Origin of the sequence: Chryseobacterium aquifrigidense (genome assembly GCF_006716485.1) — a bacterium.
GTDB lineage: Bacteria > Bacteroidota > Bacteroidia > Flavobacteriales > Weeksellaceae > Chryseobacterium > Chryseobacterium vietnamense.
Window position 1 is genome coordinate 2,800,278 of the sequence record NZ_VFPD01000001.1, and the last position, 22,486, is coordinate 2,822,763.

At 34.3% G+C, this 22,486-nt stretch carries 20 protein-coding genes; all 20 read right to left on the reverse strand.

From position 1 onward, the window contains the following. Nucleotides 1-1,074 (reverse strand): EpsG family protein, encoded by a 1,074-nt coding sequence (locus tag FB551_RS12500; RefSeq protein WP_142017747.1) that lies wholly within the window; start codon nt 1,072-1,074, stop codon nt 1-3. A 4-nt stretch (nt 1,075-1,078) separates the two neighbouring features. Beyond that, nucleotides 1,079-2,197 carry a polysaccharide biosynthesis C-terminal domain-containing protein gene (locus FB551_RS12505; RefSeq protein ID WP_142017748.1) on the reverse strand — a complete coding sequence of 373 codons (1,119 nt, stop codon included), beginning with the start codon at nt 2,195-2,197 and terminating at the stop codon, nt 1,079-1,081. Between the two features lie 2 nt (nt 2,198-2,199). Continuing rightward, entirely contained in the window at nt 2,200-2,622 is a 423-nt protein-coding gene (locus FB551_RS12510; RefSeq protein WP_047434551.1) for a WxcM-like domain-containing protein, read from the reverse strand. Between the two features lie 4 nt (nt 2,623-2,626). Further along, nucleotides 2,627-3,661 (reverse strand): polysaccharide biosynthesis protein, encoded by a 1,035-nt coding sequence (locus FB551_RS12515; protein ID WP_047434552.1) that lies wholly within the window; start codon nt 3,659-3,661, stop codon nt 2,627-2,629. Next, entirely contained in the window at nt 3,645-4,775 is a 1,131-nt protein-coding gene (locus FB551_RS12520; RefSeq protein ID WP_142017749.1) for a glycosyltransferase family 4 protein, read from the reverse strand. Before FB551_RS12520 ends, FB551_RS12515 begins: the two co-directional genes overlap by 17 nt. Beyond that, entirely contained in the window at nt 4,772-6,001 is a 1,230-nt protein-coding gene (locus tag FB551_RS12525) for an O-antigen polymerase (RefSeq protein ID WP_142017750.1), read from the reverse strand. The genes FB551_RS12520 and FB551_RS12525 overlap by 4 nt, the downstream gene beginning before the upstream one ends. A 116-nt stretch (nt 6,002-6,117) precedes the next feature. After that, on the reverse strand, nt 6,118-7,236 hold the full coding sequence (locus tag FB551_RS12530; protein WP_142017751.1) for a glycosyltransferase family 4 protein: 1,119 nt from the start codon (nt 7,234-7,236) through the stop codon (nt 6,118-6,120). Then, nucleotides 7,229-8,470: a lipopolysaccharide biosynthesis protein gene (locus FB551_RS12535; RefSeq protein WP_142017752.1), complete on the reverse strand. Its 1,242-nt coding sequence runs from the start codon at nt 8,468-8,470 to the stop codon at nt 7,229-7,231. The genes FB551_RS12530 and FB551_RS12535 overlap by 8 nt, the downstream gene beginning before the upstream one ends. Nucleotides 8,471-8,477: 7 nt before the next feature. Next, nucleotides 8,478-9,122, reverse strand: coding sequence for an LbetaH domain-containing protein (locus tag FB551_RS12540; protein WP_047434567.1), 645 nt, complete (start codon nt 9,120-9,122; stop codon nt 8,478-8,480). Then, nucleotides 9,112-10,068 carry an NAD-dependent epimerase/dehydratase family protein gene (locus FB551_RS12545; RefSeq protein ID WP_047420821.1) on the reverse strand — a complete coding sequence of 319 codons (957 nt, stop codon included), beginning with the start codon at nt 10,066-10,068 and terminating at the stop codon, nt 9,112-9,114. Before FB551_RS12545 ends, FB551_RS12540 begins: the two co-directional genes overlap by 11 nt. A 32-nt stretch (nt 10,069-10,100) precedes the next feature. Beyond that, a complete protein-coding gene (locus FB551_RS12550; RefSeq protein WP_142017753.1) occupies nt 10,101-11,207 on the reverse strand; it encodes a DegT/DnrJ/EryC1/StrS family aminotransferase in 1,107 nt (368 codons plus the stop codon). Between the two features lie 2 nt (nt 11,208-11,209). Continuing rightward, on the reverse strand, nt 11,210-12,223 hold the full coding sequence (locus tag FB551_RS12555; protein ID WP_047435881.1) for a Gfo/Idh/MocA family protein: 1,014 nt from the start codon (nt 12,221-12,223) through the stop codon (nt 11,210-11,212). Nucleotides 12,224-12,231: 8 nt separating this feature from the next. Further along, nucleotides 12,232-12,804 (reverse strand): acyltransferase, encoded by a 573-nt coding sequence (locus tag FB551_RS12560; RefSeq protein ID WP_047434571.1) that lies wholly within the window; start codon nt 12,802-12,804, stop codon nt 12,232-12,234. A 12-nt stretch (nt 12,805-12,816) separates the two neighbouring features. Then, nucleotides 12,817-13,941, reverse strand: a complete 1,125-nt coding sequence (locus FB551_RS12565) for a DegT/DnrJ/EryC1/StrS family aminotransferase (RefSeq protein WP_142017754.1) — start codon at nt 13,939-13,941, stop codon at nt 12,817-12,819. A 34-nt stretch (nt 13,942-13,975) separates the two neighbouring features. Beyond that, a complete protein-coding gene (gene lhgO / locus FB551_RS12570) occupies nt 13,976-15,166 on the reverse strand; it encodes an L-2-hydroxyglutarate oxidase (protein ID WP_142017755.1) in 1,191 nt (396 codons plus the stop codon). Between the two features lie 6 nt (nt 15,167-15,172). Next, a complete protein-coding gene (locus tag FB551_RS12575) occupies nt 15,173-16,468 on the reverse strand; it encodes a nucleotide sugar dehydrogenase (protein ID WP_142017756.1) in 1,296 nt (431 codons plus the stop codon). Continuing rightward, on the reverse strand, nt 16,468-18,858 hold the full coding sequence (locus FB551_RS12580; protein ID WP_142017757.1) for a GumC family protein: 2,391 nt from the start codon (nt 18,856-18,858) through the stop codon (nt 16,468-16,470). The genes FB551_RS12575 and FB551_RS12580 overlap by 1 nt, the downstream gene beginning before the upstream one ends. Before the next feature lie 8 nt (nt 18,859-18,866). After that, complete coding sequence (locus FB551_RS12585; protein WP_047434585.1) at nt 18,867-19,688, reverse strand: polysaccharide biosynthesis/export family protein; 822 nt, start codon at nt 19,686-19,688, stop codon at nt 18,867-18,869. Nucleotides 19,689-19,727: 39 nt separating this feature from the next. Further along, nucleotides 19,728-21,656 (reverse strand): polysaccharide biosynthesis protein, encoded by a 1,929-nt coding sequence (locus tag FB551_RS12590; protein WP_047434588.1) that lies wholly within the window; start codon nt 21,654-21,656, stop codon nt 19,728-19,730. A 356-nt stretch (nt 21,657-22,012) separates the two neighbouring features. Then, complete coding sequence (locus FB551_RS12595) at nt 22,013-22,471, reverse strand: regulatory protein RecX (RefSeq protein ID WP_082002025.1); 459 nt, start codon at nt 22,469-22,471, stop codon at nt 22,013-22,015. Between the last annotated feature and the right edge of the window lie 15 nt (nt 22,472-22,486).

A 22,486-nucleotide genomic window follows, 5' to 3' on the forward strand; every position in this document is an offset into this window, starting at 1 on the left:
TTATAAAAAAGTTATTCTTATAAAGTGGAGAACTACAAAGGTAAAAAACGCGAGTAAAGTTTGCGAGAACAACCTGTATTTGTTTTTCAATTTTTCATCATTATTAATAAAAAAAGGATAAAAAATGATTAATGAAGCTAAAAACCAGGATAAATAGGCAAATCTATGAGCGTGATTTACTCTTACCAAAAATAAAAATATAGTATTTGTAAAAATAAAGACGTTCACTATCCTATGATAAGTGACATCTTTTATCTTTTCAATGAATATAAAATAATAAGAGATTGCCATGATAACCGAACTATAAACAATCATATCCCAACGAAATACCTGCTCATCTATATTCTCTGTAAAATATTGGGCTCTTTCATCTGGAATTAAGTTGGCTACGGTATGTTCTATTTCAATTCCAAAAAAATAGGAAACAGGAATTGCCAGTCCCCACATCCAATAGAATTTTCTATCGACTTTATTTACCAATCCTGAGAAGATATATACCAATACCGGAAGTCCCAAAGAAAAATGAGATCCAAATGCTAATATCATGAGTAAAGACTTCCACCATTTGTTTTTAATAAAAACAGCATATAAAAACATTGCGGATGCCATCCCTTGCCTGATACCATATACATTATAATTCCAGTAATAAAGAGAAGCTGTATGACAGATAAAAAATAATATCCAGTGCTTTTTAGAAATATGTTTTGATACCAACACCAACAGTGCTACGGATACTAAACCACATATGACAAAAAAACCTCTCTCATTGGTAATATACGAAGTAAGTAAAATAAAATACCCGAAAAACAAGTCCTTATTCGGCATTGGCGAAATTCCTTCTACACGTGCTATATCAAAGAATTCTCTATACATTTCGGAGTCTGTGAAACCAGTAATCCCGACTGGTCTGGAACCAATAAGGATAACTAAAAATAAAGGAATTAGATAGAAATAGCCTGTATTTCCATCTGTATTGAGTAACCGTTTTTTTGAATAACTATCTATCACAACTGCTGTAACCAGCAATGATGTAAACAGATAGAATACAATTGAAAAAGCAACCGGTGTATACATTTATTTATACTTTTACGAAATATGTATCAGGGTCTTCCGGGTTGAATGCTTCGTTAATCCAAAAAATGGTGTAAAGATCTTCATTTCCTATATTTTTAATATTATGGGTATACCAGATAGGCATATCTACATAAGCGGGTTCATCACCTTTTAAATAAAAATCGAAGATTTCATCAGTATCAATTTTTCTCAATTGGATAAGTGCTTCTCCTTTTATTACTGCAAATCTTTCAATTTTTCTGGTATGGAAATGGTCTCCTCTTGTAATCCCTGGAACTGTTGTAGAGAATGAACACTGCCCACCTATTCCTAGTCTGATTACCTCAACAAAAGCTCCTCTCGGATCTGTATGTTGTGTAAATTTTACAGGATAGTGGTTTTTAATATCGAAATAACAACGGAAAGTATTGAACAAGTTCAGATCAAAAGCTGAGGTAAGTTGTGGAACCTCACCATTATCAAAATATAATCTCTTATAGTTTTCAAGTTTTGCCAATACTTCAGAAACTTTATTTACTGAAGTATGTTTCACTTCGTAAAGCTCTTTAGTATCCGCCGTTTCTATCTGGCCGATGATTTTCTGTACAAGTTCCCCTACGTAGATTAGTTTCACTTCGCTGTCATTATCAATAACAGGAGTTTCGCCATGTGTAAGCTTGTAGCAGAAGGTGGCAACGAAAGAGTTGTAGTTTGGCTTTCCAAAAGGTCCGAAAACATTAGGAATAATCATTCCTGTAAATTTTCCGTCAGCTTTTTTTGCCCAGTCTGCCAAAAGCACTCTTCCTTCTTTTTTTGATTTCCCATACAGGTTATCTTTTTCTTCCTGAGAAGATGATGAAAATAAAACATGAGCCTTTGATCCTGTTCGTTCCAAAGAATCTGTTAATTTCTTTACGAGTTCAATGTTGTTATTGAAAATCACTTCAGGATCCGGATGGCGGTTCATTGCCGCAAGATGTACAATGACATCACATTGTTTTACAAATGCATCCAGCTGATCCGGATGATCAAAAAAAGATCTGTCAAAGTCAATTCTCTTATACTGCTCAGGCTTTAACCCTAGTGTATTGTAAAGATGTGATCCTACAAAACCGTTTTGTCCGGTTATTCCTATTTTTTTCATCATTATATATTTTCAAAATAATCCAGAGGGAAACGATGGTCATCATCAATTTCACCTAAAGAATAGTTTACCATTACTAAAAGTTTCGATCCTTTTTCTTTTGCCTGAATTGTGGAAGCATATCCTGCCGGCATATGAAGCACATGCAATTTTTCGGCGTTCAGCTCAAAAGTAAGAATCTGAAGATCTTTTGAGGGATTTCCCCAATGATCAATTTTAACCAATTTAATAATAAAAGCTCCCAGGATGGCTGCAAACCAGCGTTGTTCTGTTTTATGTCCCGCCCATCCTCTTATATAGTCGATGCTGTTATTCTCAATGCAATATATTCTTTTTATTGCAGAAGCATCATAATTATTATTGAAAAACAAATTTCCTCTTTCATCTGCATATTTTCCGCCTTCAATAATTTCTGGCCTATTCATTCTTTTAGTCCGGATATTGCATTATATCTTCTCCCAATACTTCTTTTCTGATCAAAGGAAGTTTCAGAAGAAGTTGTTTCATTCCTTGTACATCCTGCTGCTTTGTATTATGAGAATGATAATCTTCTATTTTTGAAATGTCTTTCATGCCTTCTGAGAAATACTTATCGTAATTAAGATCTCTGTTATCTGCAGGGATTCTATAGAAATCTCCCATATCTTCTGCTTTCAGCATTTCCTCACGTGTACAAAGAGTTTCGTAAAGCTTTTCCCCATGTCTTGTCCCTATTACTTTGATCAGACTATCTGATTTAAACAATTCTTTCAGAGCCTGAGCCAGATCACCGATCGTTCCCGCCGGTGCTTTATTTACAAAAAGATCTCCTGTATTTCCATTTTCGAAAGCAAATAAAACAAGTTCCACAGCTTCTTCCAATGACATTAAAAATCTTGTCATCTTTGGATCTGTAATAGTAATAGGTTCACCATTTTTGATTTGTTTTACAAATAATGGAATCACAGAACCTCTGGATGCCATAACGTTTCCGTACCTCGTAAGACATACTGTTGTATTTTTCAGATTTCTGGAGGCTGCTACTACAACTTTTTCCATCATTGCTTTTGAAATCCCCATGGCATTGATAGGATAGGCTGCCTTATCTGTACTCAAACAAATCACTTTCTGAACATTATTTGCTTCAGCTGCATCAATTACATTCTGTGTTCCTTCTACATTGGTTTTTAACGCTTGCATAGGAAAAAATTCACACGAAGGAACCTGCTTCAAGGCTGCGGCATGAAAAACATAATCCACTCCTCTCATAGCCTGTTCAATACTTCTGTAATCTCTTACATCTCCGATATAAAACTTCAGTTTATCATTTTTAAATTGATTTCTCATATCGTCCTGTTTTTTCTCATCACGGGAAAAAATACGAATCTCTTTAAAATGATCAGTATTGATAAATTTACGAAGAACAGCTGTTCCGAAAGACCCTGTTCCTCCAGTTATTAGTAATACTTTATTTTGAATATTCATGGAAAATTTTTAATATATTATTATAATGACTGATAAAAGAATAGTTGTTCTTAAAATGTTTCTGAGCATTCAGGCTCATTCTTTTAAAGTCTTGTTCATTCACGTTACTGATCGTTTCTGCAATAGCTTCGGGATCGTTATAATTTACGAAAAAACCTGTTTCATTATCCAGATTCATATACTGAATGTCTCTATATTGGGTTGTAATCAACACACAGCCATTCTTTAATCCTTCTATCAGGGATATAGGCTGGCCTTCTGCATTGTAATTGGTGGGTAGAATCAAAAAGTCTGCATTCTTTAAAAGCTGATCTTTGACTTCTCCCTGAACCAACCCTTTATAGACAACATTGTCTTCCATGTTATTTTCTTTCACAAAAGTAAGAAAGTAATCTTTTGCTTTTTCAACGCTGTCAAAAGTCACATCATCCGAGTTACTTAAAAAGTTTCCACAGAAATAAACCTCTGGAGAAATATTATATTTTTCTTTAAGGATCAGGGACGAATGTAAAACATCCAGATAGCCTTTACTCTCAATAAGATTAGAAAGATACAGAATCACGGGTTTGTTCTGATTGTATTTTTTTTCTATCGGCTCATCATTTTCAAATTCAGGAATTCCATTGGGAACTACTTTTACTTTTCCTTTATAATTGTCTACAAAATCAAAAAGGTCCATATATACTCTGGACAAAACAATAATACAGTCACATTGATCATATGTTTTCTTGATTATTTTCTGAAGGAAAGGAGATTGTTCAAGATAGAACGTTTTAAAATTTCCTCCATGCAAATGGGCTACGATTTTCTTTCCGAATAATGTAGAAATCCAGACGAACATGAAATCCCTGTAAAAACCCAGTCTGGACTGTGCAACAGCAATGTAGATCATCTTTGATTTACCCATCGTAGTCATATAAAAGTAAATCAGTTTGATGCAGGCTGTAAGGTATTCCAGTACCTTCTGAAAATTACTGTCTGTATCTACACTTACCGTGATATATTTGAACGAAATCATTTGCTTCTTCAGTTCGTCCAAAAGCATATCAAAACATATAGACTGACCGCTTATATTTTTAGGGGAGGATTTTACTCCCATTAAAACAAATTTCATCTTTGCAGTTTTATATTACCCGGGCTAAAGATTCTGATAATAACAAATACAATCACCAGAGTAATAGAGTTAATAATAATATTAAGGAGACCAATATTCGAAAAGGCAACAGATCCCGAAATAAAGAGCGTGTAAAAATAAATATATTTAAATCGTCCTTTCTTGCATCCCTGGTAGAGTGTATTGGCAATTCCTCCAAGAAGAAAGTAGGCAATCAATAAACCTATTGCTCCAAAGTTCATATAGGCCGCATAATTACCTACAGGAAAGGATGTCATATAATCATCATCTACACGGTAAGGTTTGTCAATAAACCGTTTTTCGTTCGACATTACTGCCAGATAAAGACCATCATCTCCTTTTGGAAGTTTACTTATATCGCTTCTTATAATGGGATGCAGTAAAATTTTTGCGACATCTACATATCCTTCTCCATACCAAAAGCCATGTCTGTCAAACATATCTATGATAAATAAATACCTATCCAGTCCACTCATATCAGAAAGCAACTGAGAAGACTGATAAGAGTTTTCGTCTTTAGTTGTCATCACAGATACCAATCCTTCATTATTCCATGCGGCCGTTCCTCTGAATTTTGGGATGATATACATTACTCCAAAGAAAAGTGCTATCAGTAAGATATATTTAGGCTTAAAAAATTGTTTTATGGATGCTGGTCTTTTTATTTGTATAACAATAAAACAGAATATAAGCATGTATAATATCTGAGTACGTCCTCCGGTAAGCAGGGAAGATAGCAGGAAGGTAATAAAAAATGCTCCCAGGTTGATCTTTTGTACCAAGTTTAACCGGTCTCTTAAAAGATAGAGATATAATACATAATACCCTATAATCTGCTGGGTGAAATAGATATATCCCAGTTTACTTATATTTTCATTTCTATTGATAAAAATTTGAAAAAGATTATCAAGCTGTAAGGATTTAAAGTTATAAACAGCAAGTAAGTAAAATATAATACTTAATAAAAATAACAAATTCTTACTTTGTCCCACTGTAATTATATCCAGCTTTCCGATCAAAGAACTTAACATTTTTTTCAGAAAAGATACAGTACCAATAATAAAAAAAACAATACAGCCTACGTGCAAAAGAATATACTTGAACAGCAAGTTATCTAAATTATCAGTATCAACAGGAGTGTAGATAACATCAGGATGCTTCACTATATAAAACATATAGGGAGTAGCCAGTACTGAAAAAAACAATATAATATTTATGGGTAAAAGAAAATCATACTTTTCATACCCAAAAATTTTGTAATTCTTCTTAAAAAAGAAAAATACCAGAGTAAGAAATATTATATATAATATTATAAAAAAAGTCATCTAAGCTGTTTTAGAATTTTCTCATTGATAGAAAGAAATGCGGGCCATGAATATTTTTCTTCTGCCAGTTTTCTACATCTTGCAGACATTCCATCCTTTTCAGAATTATTTAATATTTCCAACACTTTTAAAGCTATATTTTTAGGATCTGTAGTAGATATTCCACCTACATTTTCATTGCAATAGGTATCCAGGATCATAAATCTTTCTTCCTCATTATCAGCAAGCATAATAACCGGAACTCCTGAACTGAAAGCCTCAAGTGTTACCAATCCTAAATTGGGGCCGTCCACAGTCTGTAAGTAAAGATCAAACATAGGAATAACCTCATTAACATTATCTATAAATGGTCTCAAAAAGACTTTATCTGATAATTTATAATCTTTTATCATACCTAGCAGTTTTTCTTTTTCTGGACCTTCTCCATAGATAACACCTATTGTATCTTCGTCCTCGATATGTCTGAAGGCTTCCACAAAAAGATCAACTCTTTTTATAGGATAGAGTCTACAACATATTCCTACAATTTTCTTATTCAGAGGTAAATTAAACAGTTCTCTGTTTTTTTTATCAGCAACGTTAAATTTATTGATATCTACAGGAAGCCTGTTGATGATTACTTTGGAAGGCTCGACCTTATTTTTTTGCTTTAGCTGTAAAGATAAGTATTCACTCAGTCCGACAAAAATATCTGTATTTTTATTAGGCAGGTTAGTTTTCCATATAAGTTTTTCTTTGGCATCCGCATTTTCATACACATGCATGGTAATATATATAATTTTAATTCTTTTATAAAAAATTTTCAACAACCAAAAAACTAGTGCAGAATCAGGCTGGCTACAGTATACTGTATTAATACTATTTTCTTTAAGGTATTTTTTTACTTTAAAGATCTTTGAAAGCATTTTAAAAGTATTGGTCTTATCAGAACCGTCAAACTGATGTATTCTTTTTCTATCAATAGCCGGGAAACGTTCCAGTAAATCCATATTGCCGGAAAAAACAGCATAATGAAGATTATCATATTGCTGATCCAAATTTTCGAATAACTGTGCAGAAAAACTTTCTGCCCCTCCAAAACAGAGTGTATTAGAAACAATCAATATGTTATTCATTTCCTTTTAAAATTTGTTTATTAATAATATACATAGAAATACCAAACAAGCTACCACACCAAAGTATATTATATCCTAAAAAAGCAATTACAGAACCTGTAAGACCAAAATAAAACGTAAACGGATAATATAATAATGCGGCAACTACAATCATAAAGACTGAAAAGTATAAGGCCACCTTATTTTTATCCATTACTGTAAATAGATAGTTGTAAGGGATCTGGATGAAATAAACCAAAATTGAAATTAAAGATAGTTTCAATAACCACAAGTGGTTCATATCAAAATTCTTGAAGAGATAATTGATGTAGTCTGAGACAAAATAAGAAATCAATAAAATAACAAGTCCTGCAGCAAATAACGGAACTGCAAGTTTTATTGAATTTATTTTTAACCTGTGAAGTGACACTTTATACCATTCTACCTGCTTATTAATCAGAAAGCTACTGATTGCACTTGTAAAAATAGAAAATATCCCCAGAATGGTAATAATTATACTGAACAGACCAAAATCTTCCGGACTGCATATCTTTTTTACTATAAATAAATTCAGTCTTGCAGATAATAAATATATTGTGCTGCTCATTAACAGTGGCAATGTTCTTTTAAAAAGATCAGTCTGATAAGTATCAAGGAATATGATTTTTTTAGCAATTCCTTTTTCAAAAAAAAGAAGAATAAAGTTGACCAAACACCAGATTATACTGTTAAATAAAAATATATAGCTGATCTGATGCAGATCAAATCCTTTATAAATTCCAAGAAATACAAAAGATATAAGGCTTATATAGTGCATGCTTTTTAATATTGAAAATTTTAAAATTTCCTCCTTAGAAAGCAATGTATAATAATAGGTTTCAGACAAAGAATCAATTCCTCTGGAAACGATCATTAACAATACAATTTCACTGAAAATATCCAGCTCCAATAGTACAAATGAAATAATAAATATAGATAATGAAATCAGGATTCTAATAATATATAAAGATATGGCATATTTATCCCTAAGTTTTGTTTTCAGTACAAAATCACGCCGCATAGTTGTTAATAACGCAACGGCTAAAACACTGGAGACCAACTGCCCCACAGTATTAGCAAATGTAAGTTCTCCAATTTCTGCAAGGGATGCTTTCTTGGAAAAAAAAATAAGGATAACAAAAACTGAAAATCCGGCAATATATTCCGGAGCAGACATCAATAGCATATTTTTGAAAGCTTTAATTTTATGTTTCATAAATCTTCTATTTAGTCTGATTCTCAGAATATTCTTTTGCAGGATTACCTATTACAGTTTTATTATCTCCAATATTACCAACCACATTGCTTCCTATACCAATAAGACTTCCTTTGCCTATTTTTACTCCATTTCTGAAATTTGAAGAGGCTCCCAAATAACAGTTCTCTCCAATGATGACATCCCCACAAATAGTATTATTTGCAGCAACCAAGGTATAATCCCCTATTTTAGCATCATGGTGAACAACAGTATTAGGGAGAATACAAATATGATTTCCTATTTCTGCATTGGCAGTAGCTACTACTCCTGCCATAATAAGGACGTTCTTTCCTACCTTTACATTCCGTCCGATAACAGCTTTGGGATGTATAAGAGTTGTAAATCTGTCAATCTCTATTTCAAGTCCATCAATTATCTGTTTTCTTTTTTTATAAGAATCAGGACTGCCATTGACAGCCAATACTTTGGCTTCAGGAAATTCCTGAAACGCCTCTCTGCTATAGATTTTAATGCCATACTGTTCCATTCCGATCATCGAAGGATTATCAGAAATAAAACCTATACAGCACTGTTCTTCAGACAGACAGTCTAGTGCCTCAATGCCAGTCCCGCTATAGGGAAATATTAATATTTCTTCTTTAGTTTTCAATAGTTTTAAAGTATTCAGCTGTTCTTAAGATACCTTCTTCAAGATCTACTTTTGCTTCAAAGCCTAAAATTTCTTTTGATTTTGCTACACTTGGGATTCTCATTTCAATGTCTGCGCTAAGAGCATCTTTGAAGATGATTTTACTGTTGCTCTTCAACACTCTGCACACAGATTCAGCCAGTCCTAATGTTGTAATAACCGTTCTCTGGTTACCCAAGTTGAAGCTTTCTCCGATAGCTTTGGGATCTTCAATACATCTGATCAGACAGTCTACAAAATCATCAACAAAGCACCAAGCTCTGATTGCTGTACCGTCTCCATAGATATAGATATCTTCATTTTTAAGCGCTTTTTTGATGAAAATCTGTAAAGCACCTTCCCCGGTTTGTCCAGGACCATATACGTTGAAAGGTCTTACAGTAACCACAGGAAGTTTATGCTGCTTGTAATATGCATGAGCCAAATGTTCTCCGGCAAGCTTACTTACTGCATATACCCATCTAGCTTCTCCTACGCTTCCTGCAACCGCAGTGTCTTCTTCTCTACTTTTGAAAGCGTGGCTACCAAAAATTTCAGAAGTACTGAAGTCTACAAATCTGTCTTTTATTCCGTTTATTTTTGCTGCTTCCAACGCATTCGCAGTTCCGATCATGTTTACGCTCATTGTTCTTACCGGATCTTTGATTACAGTATCAATACCTGCAATACCTGCTGCGTGAACAACCACGTCAGCACCTTTCATGCTTTCTGTTAAAAATGCTAAGTCTAAAACATCTCCTTTGATGACCGTCAAATTCTGGTGATTTGCTAACCCACTTGAGCTTAATGTATCTCTGTGAAAGTTATCATACACCACAATTTTATTATTTTCTATGTAATGTTTAATCAGAGTATTGGCAATAAATCCTGCTCCTCCGGTAATAAAAATCGTTTTGTTAGTTATCATTTTAAATAATTTTTTTTTGATTCGTTATATAGTTATATTCTGTTGACTATTTGTGAGATTTTGAAGACGGTATCTTCTGTCAGTTTTTCATACAATGGTAAGGCAATTCCCTTAGAGTATGCTCTGTAAGCATTCGGGAATTTTTCTCTATAATCCAAATTGTATTTGTCTACATAGTATTTCATAGCAGGAATACATTGAGCACCATAGTTTGCCCCAATTTTGTTGCTTCTTAAAAATTCCAGTACCTGACTTTGCTGTAAACTATCGTCAATTAAGACGTGAAAAGTCTGCCATGTATGATTTCTTCCTTCAGGGACTACGGGTAATGTGATCTTTTGGTTTACAATTTCCGATAAATACACATCTGCCAGCGTTTGTTTCAGCATAAGGATATTATCCAGCCTCTGGATTTGGCTGTGAGCCAGTGCTGCCTGAAAGTCTGTCATCCTATAATTGTATCCTGCTTCTACAAATTCCATTCTGCCATCCTGCATTTCAATACCATGATTTCTAAGTATTCTTACCTTTGCTGAATACCCGGCATTATTCGTTGTCAGAATTCCTCCTTCACCGCTGGTAATACTTTTACGCGGATGTAACGAGAATGAACCGAAATCACCAAATGTTCCTACTTTTTTATTATTCTGGGTTGCTCCCAAAGCACATGCAGCATCTTCAATGACATACAGATTATGCTCCCGGGCAATATTCATTATACTTTCTATATCACAGGCTAAGCCAAACTCATGAACCGGAATAATAGCCTTTGTATTCGGAGTAATAGCTTCTTTTATTTTATTGACATCAATATTAAATGTATTTTCATCAATATCTACAAAAATACATTTTGCACCCACCAGTTCCACTACATTAGCTGTAGCCACGTAACTGAATGCAGGTATAATGACTTCATCACCAGCACCAATTCCTAATGTAATTAATGCAAGATGTAAAGTAGAAGTTCCGTTACTCAGAGCTGAAGCATATTCTGCTCCCAAATAATCAGAGAAAAAGGTTTCTAATAAGCCTACATTCTCTCCCTGCACCAGCATTCCAGATTTTAAAACATCCACAACACGGTTAATATCTGTTTCATTAATATCCGGACTTGCCAGTGGAACAAAGTTTGACAACATAATTAGTTTTTTAATTGATAAATCCTTTCAATAATATCTACTACTTTCAACCCTTCCAAAGCATTGGTTGTAATAGTATTTCTTCCTTTTAACACGTCCACTACATTTTCAATAATATAGTGATGGTTGGCTGCAGAACCTTTATATGCACCATAATCATTTCCAGGATTGGTAGGAGGCAGTTCCGGCATTACATAATCTTTCACATTGCATAACTCTACTTTATCCATATACTGACCACCGATTTTAATAGAACCGTTTTCGGCAATGATAATCATAGAACTTTCAAGATTCTGATTCCATACGGAAGTAGAATAATTTAATGCTCCCATCCCTCCATTTACGAAATCGAAACTAATAAATCCTGAGTCTTCAAAATCTGTAAGAGTCTGGTGATTAAAATCAGCAAATTTTGCCTGTATATTGGTAATATCACCGAACAACCAGTACATAATATCGATAAAATGAGAAAACTGTGTAAATAATGTTCCTCCATCCAGATCTTTCTTTCCATGCCATGATTCCGGCTTGTAATATCTATCATCACGATTCCAGTAGCAATTAAGCTGCACCATGTATATTTCACCTAATTTTCCGTTTTCTACCATCTCTTTTACCCAGGCAGAAGGTGGAGAATAACGGTTTTGCATTACGGCAAAAACCTGTTTGTGTTTGTGCAGGGCCTGAAAAATAAGTTTTTCTGCATCCTGCTTGTTCAATGTCATCGGTTTTTCCACAACAATATGCTTTCCGGCATCAATTGCTTTATAAGATTGTTCAAAGTGGAATCCGTTGGGAGTAGCGATATTGATAACATCTGCTTCTATTCCTGATTTCAAAAATTCATCTAATGATGTAAAGAAAGGAACCTCATAGCTTTCAATTCCTAAAGCAGATTTATCCTTTATGTCTATAAGAGCTACAAGCTCACATTCAGAATTTCTTGTGATCATCTCGGCATGTCTCTTGCCAATATGTCCGCAGCCCACTACTGCAAATTTTATTTTTTCACTCATTTGCATATTTAAATTTTTGAAACTTTATTATTTTCTAATTTGTATTTTTCTCCACTTTCTTCACAAACGGCAATATTGTCTGTGTCAAACTGAAGTTTATGCCCAAATTCGCTCATCCAACCCATTTGTCTGGCAGGGTTTCCCACTACCAATGCATAATCCGGAACTTCTTTTGTAACCACAGCTCCTGCTCCGATAAAAGCATACTGACCTATATTATGCCCACAAACAATCGTTGCATTGGCTCCTATGGAGGCTCCTTTTCCTACATGTGTTTTCAGATATTCATTCTTTCTGTTTACAGCACTTCTCGGATTTATTACATTGGTAAAAACCATTGAAGGTCCTAAAAAGACATCGTCATCACATGTTACTCCTTCATAGATCGAAACATTATTCTGAACTTTTACATTCTTTCCCAAAACTACCTGGGGAGAAATGACAACATTCTGTCCAATATTACATTTTTCGCCCAAAGTGCAACCTGTCATAAGATGTGAAAAGTGCCAAATTTTGGTTCCGTTTCCTATTTGACATCCTTCGTCAATAACGGCTGTTTCGTGTGCAAAAAAATCCGACATATCTGCTTTATATTAATTAAAATAATTCTTAATTTCTGTTATAATAATATCCAGCACTTCCCGATCAAATTCTGTATGTACAGGAAGAGAGATAACTTCTTTGCAAAGCCGCTCCGTAACCGGAAGACTAAAGCCATTCTCTACATATTGAAGAAAAGCTTCTTGTTTATAAAGAGGCAAAGGATAATATATCATACTTGGAATATTCTTTTCTGCCAGGTATTTTTGCAATCCATCTCTTTTTCCATTTTTCACTCTAAGGGTATACTGATGAAATACGTGGGTAGAATTCGCTGCTCTCTCAGGAATTTGAATTTCAGATATCCCTGCCAAATTCGCATCATAATAATCTGCCATTCTATTTCTCGAAGCTGAGTACTCATCCAAATGCTTTAGCTTAACTTTCAATACAGCAGCCTGAATCGTATCCAATCTTGAATTACAACCTAAAACTTTGTGATAGTATTTCTTTTCCTGGCCATGGTTGGCGATCATTCTTATTTTGAAAGCTAACTCATCATCATTTGTCATCAATGCTCCTCCATCACCATAGCATCCCAGATTTTTTGACGGAAAAAAAGAAGTACATCCGATATGTCCGATAGTTCCTGTTTTTTTAACAGTTCCATCTGAAAAAGTATAATCAGAGCCGATTGCCTGAGCATTATCTTCTATAACAAAAAGGTTATGTTTTTCTGCAAATTTAAGAATTTGTTCCATATCAGCACTTTGCCCATATAAATGAACAGGAACAATCGCTTTGGTATTGGGTGTAAGATATCTTTCAAGATCTTCCAACTGTATATCGAAAGTATCTTCGTTTACGTCTACCATTACAGGTTTTAATCCTAAAAGACCAATAACTTCAGCAGTCGCTACGTAAGTGAAAGCAGGGCAGATTATTTCGTCACCGGGTTGCATATTAAGGGCCATCATGGCAATTTGAAGAGCATCTGTTCCGTTGGCACATGGGATAACATGCTTTACTCCGAGATATTTTTCGAAGTCCTGTTGAAATTCTTTTACAGCAGGGCCATTAATAAATGCTGTATTGTCTATACATTCCCGAATACCGGCATCTATATCTTCTTTTATTTTCAGGTATTGACCTTTAAGATCAACCATTTGAATTTTCATATTTTAGTTTTTTGAGTGTATATAGAGGTGCGTTTTAACTTATGACAAGTTCACTGATTTTATTTCCTATAGAAAGGCAGGAAGTGGCAGCGGGAGAAGGGGCATTTCTAACGTGAATAATATTTCCGTTTTTCACGATATCAAAATCATCAATTAATCCTCCATTTCGGTCGCAAGCCTGGGCTCTTACCCCTGAACCTCCTGGTACAAGGTCATTTTCCTGTATTTCCGGTAAAAGTTTCTGAAGTGCTTTTGTAAACGCAGATTTGGAAAGTGAACGGTGCATTTCTCCCATTCCTGTTTTTCCATATTTCGCTACGATTTTTCTAAATCCCGGCCATAGCATGGTCTGCATGGCTTCATTGAAGTTGAAATCGAAAAAATGATATCCTTCTTTTTTGAAAGCCAGCACGGCATTAGGACCGGCTTCAATATTATCATCAATCATTCTGGTAAAGTGAACGCCAAGAAACGGAAAACTAGGGTCAGGTACCGGGTAAATAAGGTGTTTTACCAGATATTTTTTTTCATCCTTAATTTTATAATATTCTCCCCTGAAAGGAATAATGACCACATCATTTTTTTCGTTGGTCATTTTGGTTATCTTATCAGAATATAATCCTGCACAGGAAATAAGTTTTTTGGTCTTAAACTCGGAAATATTAGTGCTGACAATAATTTCAGATCCCTTATCAATAATGTTTTTTACTTCATTATTAAATCTCACTTCTCCTCCTAATTCTTCAAAAAGTTCTTTTATTTTTTTGGCGATTCCCGGGTAGTCGATAATTCCGGTTTGTGGAACTTTAATTGCTTTTACGCCTTCACAGTGGGGTTCAATTTCGCGGAATTCTTCTCTGGAAAGATATTTTAAATCCTGAAGTCCGTTTTCAACTCCTCTTTTATATATATTATCTAAAAGGGGTAATTCTTCCTGTGAAGTAGCTACAATAATTTTTCCGCAAAGATCATATCGTATGCCGTATTTCTCAGCAAAGTTAATGACGGAATTATATCCTTCAATACAGTTTTTAGCTTTAAGGCTTCCTGGTTTGTAATAAATCCCGCTATGGATTACTCCACTGTTATGCCCCGATTGGTGCAATGCCACATCGTTTTCTTTTTCCAAAATGAGAATCTTAGAATCGGGATTTTTCAGCTTAGTCTGATAGGCTGTAGCTAATCCTACCAGACCTGCACCAATGATTATGATATCATAATTCATGATCTTTTATAATCTTGCATCAACCAGATTTCTGTCTAAACATGCTTTGGTATCAAAAACCACTGCATTTTCTTTTTTAAGCAGATCCAGATCCATTTCCAGAAACTCATTGTGAGATACTGCAATAATTAATGAATCGTATTTTTTGCCCTCCTGAAGAGTGTCCAGAATATCAATTCCATATTCGTGCTTTACTTCTTCTTTGCTTGCCCACGGATCATAAATATCAACATTTACTCCGAAATCAGCAAGTTCTCTATAGATATCTACAACTTTAGTATTTCTGACATCCGGACAGTTTTCTTTGAATGTAACTCCTAAAATCAGGGCATTCGAATTTTTGATCACTCCTCCTTTTGCAATCAGAAGCTTCACTACTTTAGCAGCAACGAACTTTGCAATAGAATCGTTGACACGTCTACCCGATAAGATAACATCCGGGTGGTATCCTAACTGTTCTGCTTTGTGTGCAAGGTAATAAGGATCTACAGAGATGCAGTGTCCTCCTACCAATCCCGGTTTATATTTAAGGAAATTATATTTTGTTCCTGCGGCTTCCAATACATCATTGGTATCGATTCCCACTCTGTCGAAAATTAAAGCTAATTCGTTAACAAAAGAAATGTTAACATCTCTTTGTGCGTTTTCAATAGCTTTTGAAGCTTCTGCAACTTTAATGCTTGGTGCTTTGTGAGTTCCGGCTGTAATGATTTTCTTATATAGATTATCAACTTCTTCAGCAATCTTTTCGGTGGAACCTGAAGTTACTTTTTTAACACTGGTAAGTGTATTTACTTTATCTCCCGGATTAATTCTTTCCGGAGAATATCCTACAAAAAAGTCTTCGTTAAACTTAAGTCCTGAGTATTTTTCAAGAACCGGTACGCACTCTTCTTCTGTACATCCAGGAAAAACAGTAGATTCATAAATAACAATATCTCCTTTCTTGATGATTTCTCCCAACATTTTTGAAGCAGAAATCAATGGATTCAGATCCGGAGCATTATATTTATCAATAGGAGTAGGAACTGTTACAATGAATACGTTAGCTTCAGCAATATCAGATAACTGGCTTGTTGCTTTATAGCCTAAGGAACCATTAGATTCGTTATATTTTTTCAGTTCGTTATTTAATTTATCAACATCAGCTTCAAGCGTTATATCCTTTCCGTTATTAAGCTGATCAACACGCTGTGTATTGATATCAAATCCAAAAACAGGATAGTGATCTGCAAATTCAAGAGAAAGAGGAAGACCTACATAGCCCTGGCCTATAACCGCTATTTTATATGTTGTTGTCATTAACTAAATTTATTTTTTATTTTTTGAAACCAAGATTGTTCTGTATGCTGGTTATAGCCATAACCATATTTATTACTGTATCCTAAATTTTCCCTGCTTACATCGTTAAGAACAAACCCGACATTAGTGATTTTTTTCTGATCAATATTACGGTTGGCAAATTCCAACAATGCTTTTTCTGTGTATTTGGATCTGGAAACGTAAATGGTTACATCAGAAAGTTCAGCAATAAGGAAAGTATCGGTTACAAGAAGTAATGGTGCAGTATCCAGAATAATATATTCATATTTTTCTTTCAATTCTGCAAGAAGAATCTCATAACGACCGTTAGATAGCAATTCCGTTGGATTTGGAGGAATCATTCCTGAATAAATTACATCCAGGTAAGGATTAAAAGATGATACATGGATAATATCTTCAAGTTTAGTCTCGTCATTGTATAGGTATTCCGTAAGCCCGGCAAGTCCTTTTCTGGCAGGATTATATCGCTGAAGCTGAGGGTTTCTGATATCAGATCCTATGATAATTGCTTTCTTCTTTGGATTGGCCAATGTCAAAGCTAAGTTCACAGATGTGAATGTTTTTCCTTCTCCTTTTACTGTTGAAGTAACAAATACTACTTTACCTTTTTTCTCTTTTGAAAGCATGAAATTCATATTGGTAATAAGAATTCTGAACGCTTCCGCCATGGGAGTAATATCATTCATTTTAACAATCTCAGAATCTCCTTTTTCAAGACTTGGCAATTCTCCAATAATAGGTGCATGCACTAGTTTTTCAAGATCATGTTTTGTAACAATTTTATTGTTGAAGATGGTAGATAGGTAAATAATCAAAAATGGAATTAAAAGTCCCAAAAACAAAGTTGAAATAAGGACTATCTTTTTATTAGGTGCAATAGGACTTGCTAATGCGTATGCTTTATCTATTATTCTCGCTTTAGGAGCGGTAATAGATTCAGCAATTGCTGTTTCTTCTCTTTTTTGAAGTAACAGCAAGTATAAATTTTCCTTGATCTGCTGTTGTCTTTCAATACTTCTGAACATTTTCTCAATAGAAGGAAGTTTAGATATTTTATCTGAAACCTTATTCTGTTCACCAAGATATTCATTTCTTGCCAGCTCAAGACCTGTTTTGTTTCTTTGCAAACTCTGCTCAATAGACTGACGCATTGTGTTGATCTGTTTGGTAATATCTACCACTGTCGGGTTTTCTACAGTTGCAGATTCCAAAAACCTGTTTCTCTGAAGAATCAGTTGGTTATAAGTAGAAATTCCGGCTATAGCTTCAGGATTTTGTAGCCCTACATTGGAAGGTAGAGCCTGATACTGGCCCTGTTTATTTACAAAACTGATCAATGCATTAGTAAGTTCCAGTTGTGCATCTACATCAAGCTGTTTTGCCCTTGCAGCGGCAGAACTTTCCAGACTAATTTTTGCTTCTGTTTCAAGATCTGTAAGGTTATTTTTAGATTTAAATATTTCTTTTTGACTTTCTACATCACCAAGTTCTCCTGTAAGCCTTTTAATTCTGTCTTCGATAAAGTCAAGTGTCTTCTTAGATTCCGAATTCTTATCTAAAATAGCATCATTATTGTATGCTACAACCAAAGCATTAAGTACATCTTGCGCTTTTGTAATCTGTGGATAACTCATATCCAGTTTTAATACAGTAGCATCTTTATTAATTAAGCTTACCGCCACCATATTTTGCAGCATGTCTACTTTAGCATCTACTGTTGAAATGTAAAGTTCAAGATCATTCAGATTTACTTCTTTTAAAGCAGCAGGATTATACTTATCATTTTTAGTGATGATAATATTAGCAAAAGGAAGTCCTATTGTCTTACCATAACCGGTAATAATTTCTTTTTGGGGCTTGTCTGTACTTACGAGAAGTTTCTCCCCTTCTATTTTTAGCAGAACAGGAGTGAAAATCCCCCCCGGTTTCTCATTAATTACCCTTACTTCAATGGGTGAGGTATCCTTATAAAGTTCAATTTTTCTAAGTTTAGACTTTGCAAAAATATCGGTCTGAAGGCTTTTATTAATGACTACTTCTTTCATTAGTCTTTTTGACTTCAGCATCTCAATTTCATTAGCAATACTGTTTGTTTTCAGACCTCCTAAATTTGAAAAATCCGGTAAAACGCCTAAATCATTATTGATGGGAGATGACGAGTTTTTGGCATCTTTTACAAGTACTGTTGTCTGTACATTGTAAATGGGGGTCATAAACTTCAATGCAACATAGCCTATTACCAAAGCAATAAAGGCACTTAGAGCAAACCATGGCCATTTTCTTACATAAGGCTTTACTATTTCATTAATATCAATATTACTTGAACTATTTTCTACTTCTAAAGATGGTGAAGACTGCTGGATGTTCATTAATTTTTTTATTTCTTAAATAAACTTATTACTACTGCTATTGCTGTGATAGCTATAGAAGCTGCCGTAAGGTAAAGAGTCGTATTGGGATTCTGTTTTGCTAAAACATCTTTGGTATTGCTTGAGGAAACAATAATGGCATCCCCTTGCTTAAGATTATAATATGGAGAATTAATTAAATTAGCATCCTGAATATTGATACGGCCATGAGAAACGACACCATTTTCAGTTCTGATAACCAATATATCTTCTCTTTTTCCATATTGTGTCAGGTCACCAGCCATCCCTAATGCATTTAAAACAGTCGCCTGTCCGTTTGCTATAGTATAGTCTCCCTGTCTGTTGACTTCTCCAAGTACTGTAACTTTAAAATTCGAGAGTCTGATATTAATTGTTGGATTAATAACATATCTGGTCATTTTTTCTCTAAGTTCATCTTTAAAAGCGGTCAAACTTTTCTCTGAAGTATTCAGTTTCCCTAATATAGGAAAATCAATATCTCCATTTGCATCTACGATATAAGTTGGTCCTGAAAGTACTGTTGATCCCTGGTTAGGAGTATTTCCGCCGGCCATAGCATTTGTCTGGATAAGTTCTGAGGAAGAATAATTCTGATTAAAAGGTTTTACAACATCCATATCTTTCGCTGTGATCAGAATAACCAACTGATCCCCCACCTGGATTGTGTTTGCTGAATTTTTAGCAGAGGCATTAATTGCAACCTGTTCGATATTCTGCATATAATTTAAATCATTCTTAGCATTAGGATTCACTTTGCAGGAAATCACTAATGAGGATGCCAAAATTACTGCTAATATTTTTCCTTTCATTATCTTGTTAAATTATGCAAATATACATTTATATTTTATCTATTTATCCAGGGCCTCATAGATTGAATTATTGCTTCGGAATTCCGGCACTATTGTTTTAAGAATCCTTACCACTTCCACTTTATCTCTTCGCAGGGAAGCCTTCGTAATTTCTTTGGTAAGCTTGTCTATATCTTCAAATCCCATGGAAGGATCTTTAGAAATCATAATTTTATCATTATGCGTAGGAAGTGTTTTTGCATCGTCGCTCAAGAGTTCTTCATAAAGCTTTTCTCCCGGTCTCAATCCTGTATAGATGATCTTAATATCTATGTTAGGTTCGAATCCTGATAGTTTTATCATTCTTTTTGCCAGATCAATAATTTTTACAGGTTCCCCCATATCAAAGACAAAAATTTCACCTCCTTCTCCCATTGTTCCGGCCTGAAGTACCAGTTCACATGCCTCAGGAATCGTCATGAAATATCTTACAATCTCCGGATGGGTAATGGTTACCGGACCTCCGGCTTCAATCTGCTTTTTAAAATGAGGAATTACAGAACCGTTGGATCCCAATACATTTCCGAATCTTGTTGTAATAAACTTGGTAACGTTTCCTTCCACATTCTGAAGCGACTGCACAAAAAGTTCAGCAGCACGCTTTGAGGCTCCCATTACGTTGGTTGGATTTACAGCTTTATCTGTAGACACCATTACGAACCTGTTCACTTTATACTTGCTGGATAGTTTTGCAACAATCTTAGAACCTAATATATTAACAAAGATAGCTTCATGAGGATTTTCCTCTACCAAAGGTACATGCTTGTAAGCTGCGGCATGATATACCATTGAGAAATGATACGTCTGGAACAGAGATTCCATCCTGTGATGATTGGAGACATCTCCTAAAACAAATTTGAAAGCGATATTAGGAAACTTCTCTCTCATTTCAAGTTCAATTTCATAAAGAGGTGTTTCTGCCTGGTCTAAAACGACAATTAATGAAGGATTGAAGAGAGCAACCTGTCTTACGATCTCGCTTCCAATGGAACCTGCTCCACCGGTTACTAATACTGTTTTATCAAAATGTCTGCTCTTAACTTTTTCATTCTGAATTTTAATAGGTTTTCTATTTAACAAATCTTCAATCTGAAGATTTCTAATAGATCCACCCAGATCACTGTCTCTAAGTTTCTGTACAGATGGAGCCTTAAAAACATTAAGATCCTTCTCTAAAAACAGATTCACCCATGTATTCATCTCATCTCTGGCCATCATTTCTTTAACGATAAGAACGCCGTCAATAATAAGATCTTCTTTGGTATTTTCTTCTATTTTTTCCTTTCCATAAATTGGTTTTCCCAGCAAAGATGCACTTTTGGAGTCTGTTCTTTGTGTCAAAAAACCTACTACCTGATATGGCAAACTCGGATTATCAAGAATAGCACGTGCAATGGCAATAGATTGTTCATCAATTCCCAATACCAGAATTCTTTTTTTAAGGGCGCTTCTTCGGTATTCCCTTACAATATGGAAAAATTCCTTCACATAGAGTCTGAAAAGAAATAATCCCATAAATGAAATTACAAAATAAAGCATCAGATAAGGAGTAAGGATAAACTTACTTCCTGTGATCCAGAAATAGCAGATATTTATTGTTCCGATAGCCAGCATTGTGCAAAAGCAAGATATCAGCAGCTTAAATAAGTCTATAAATGTGGAGTGGCGGATAATTCCGGCATAGGTCTTGAAGGCATACATAAAAGCAGCATTTACAAGGATAATAAAAGCGAAAATCAGGCTTTTATCATCATGATAAATAAATTCCTGTTTGGTAATTTTTGCGATAATGTAAGTGGAAAGAAATAAAGATATTACAAGAATAATAATGTCTATTACAAGAATTATCCATCTAGGAAGATATCTTACGTCTGAGAGATTGACAACATTATCCCCTCCAAATATTGTTTTTCTAAGAGAATTGTACATTGTCTGTATTGGTGTTCATATTTAATTAAGGTATAATATCTTATTATCCAATCAAAGATAATTCTGATACAATCATGCAAAAATAAAATAAATTTATTTCAATATGCTGAAATCAAAAATAAATTTGATGTTGTATTTATAAAATCTAACAATTTCATTGTTATACAGCTAAATCCACAGACAAAAATCATACCATACAAACTGTTTATGAAGGTGATATTCATCTGTACAAATTCTTATTTTAGCCGCTTTTTCTTTAAAAGAATTATTAAATCTTTATATATCAATCTTTTTCAATGAACCGATTGTTTTTTTTCCTAAAAGTCATACGTCAAGTTTTTTTTATTTATTAATATTTAGTCAAAAATATCAATTATTTTCTCATACTCAAAACCTTTACTCATCAAATATTTTATAGTTTTGGTTTTTTTTTGATATTCTTTCAAGCCAGTTTGTTTGGTGTAATAATCATCAAAAATTTTTCTGATTGTTTTCTCATAATCGGCATCATCAATCTCATCAAAACAAGAGTTTATCAACCTCTCTGAAATCTGTTTTTGTTTCAGATTGATCTTAATTTTGTTCTTCCCCCAATGCTTGATGTAAAATTTCCCCCGGATATAGCTCCTGGTAAATCTTTCTTCGTTCAGATAATTTTCTTTCAGCAGAAATAAAATGATTTCTTCCTTTGCTTCATCAATAAGCAAAAATTCTCTCATCTTCTGTTCTACTTCTGCATGGCAGCGATCCTGGTAAACACAATAATTAACCAGTTTCTGTTTAATTTCGTCGAAGGTATAAGATTTCTTTTCCATTTGAATAAAAAAAGA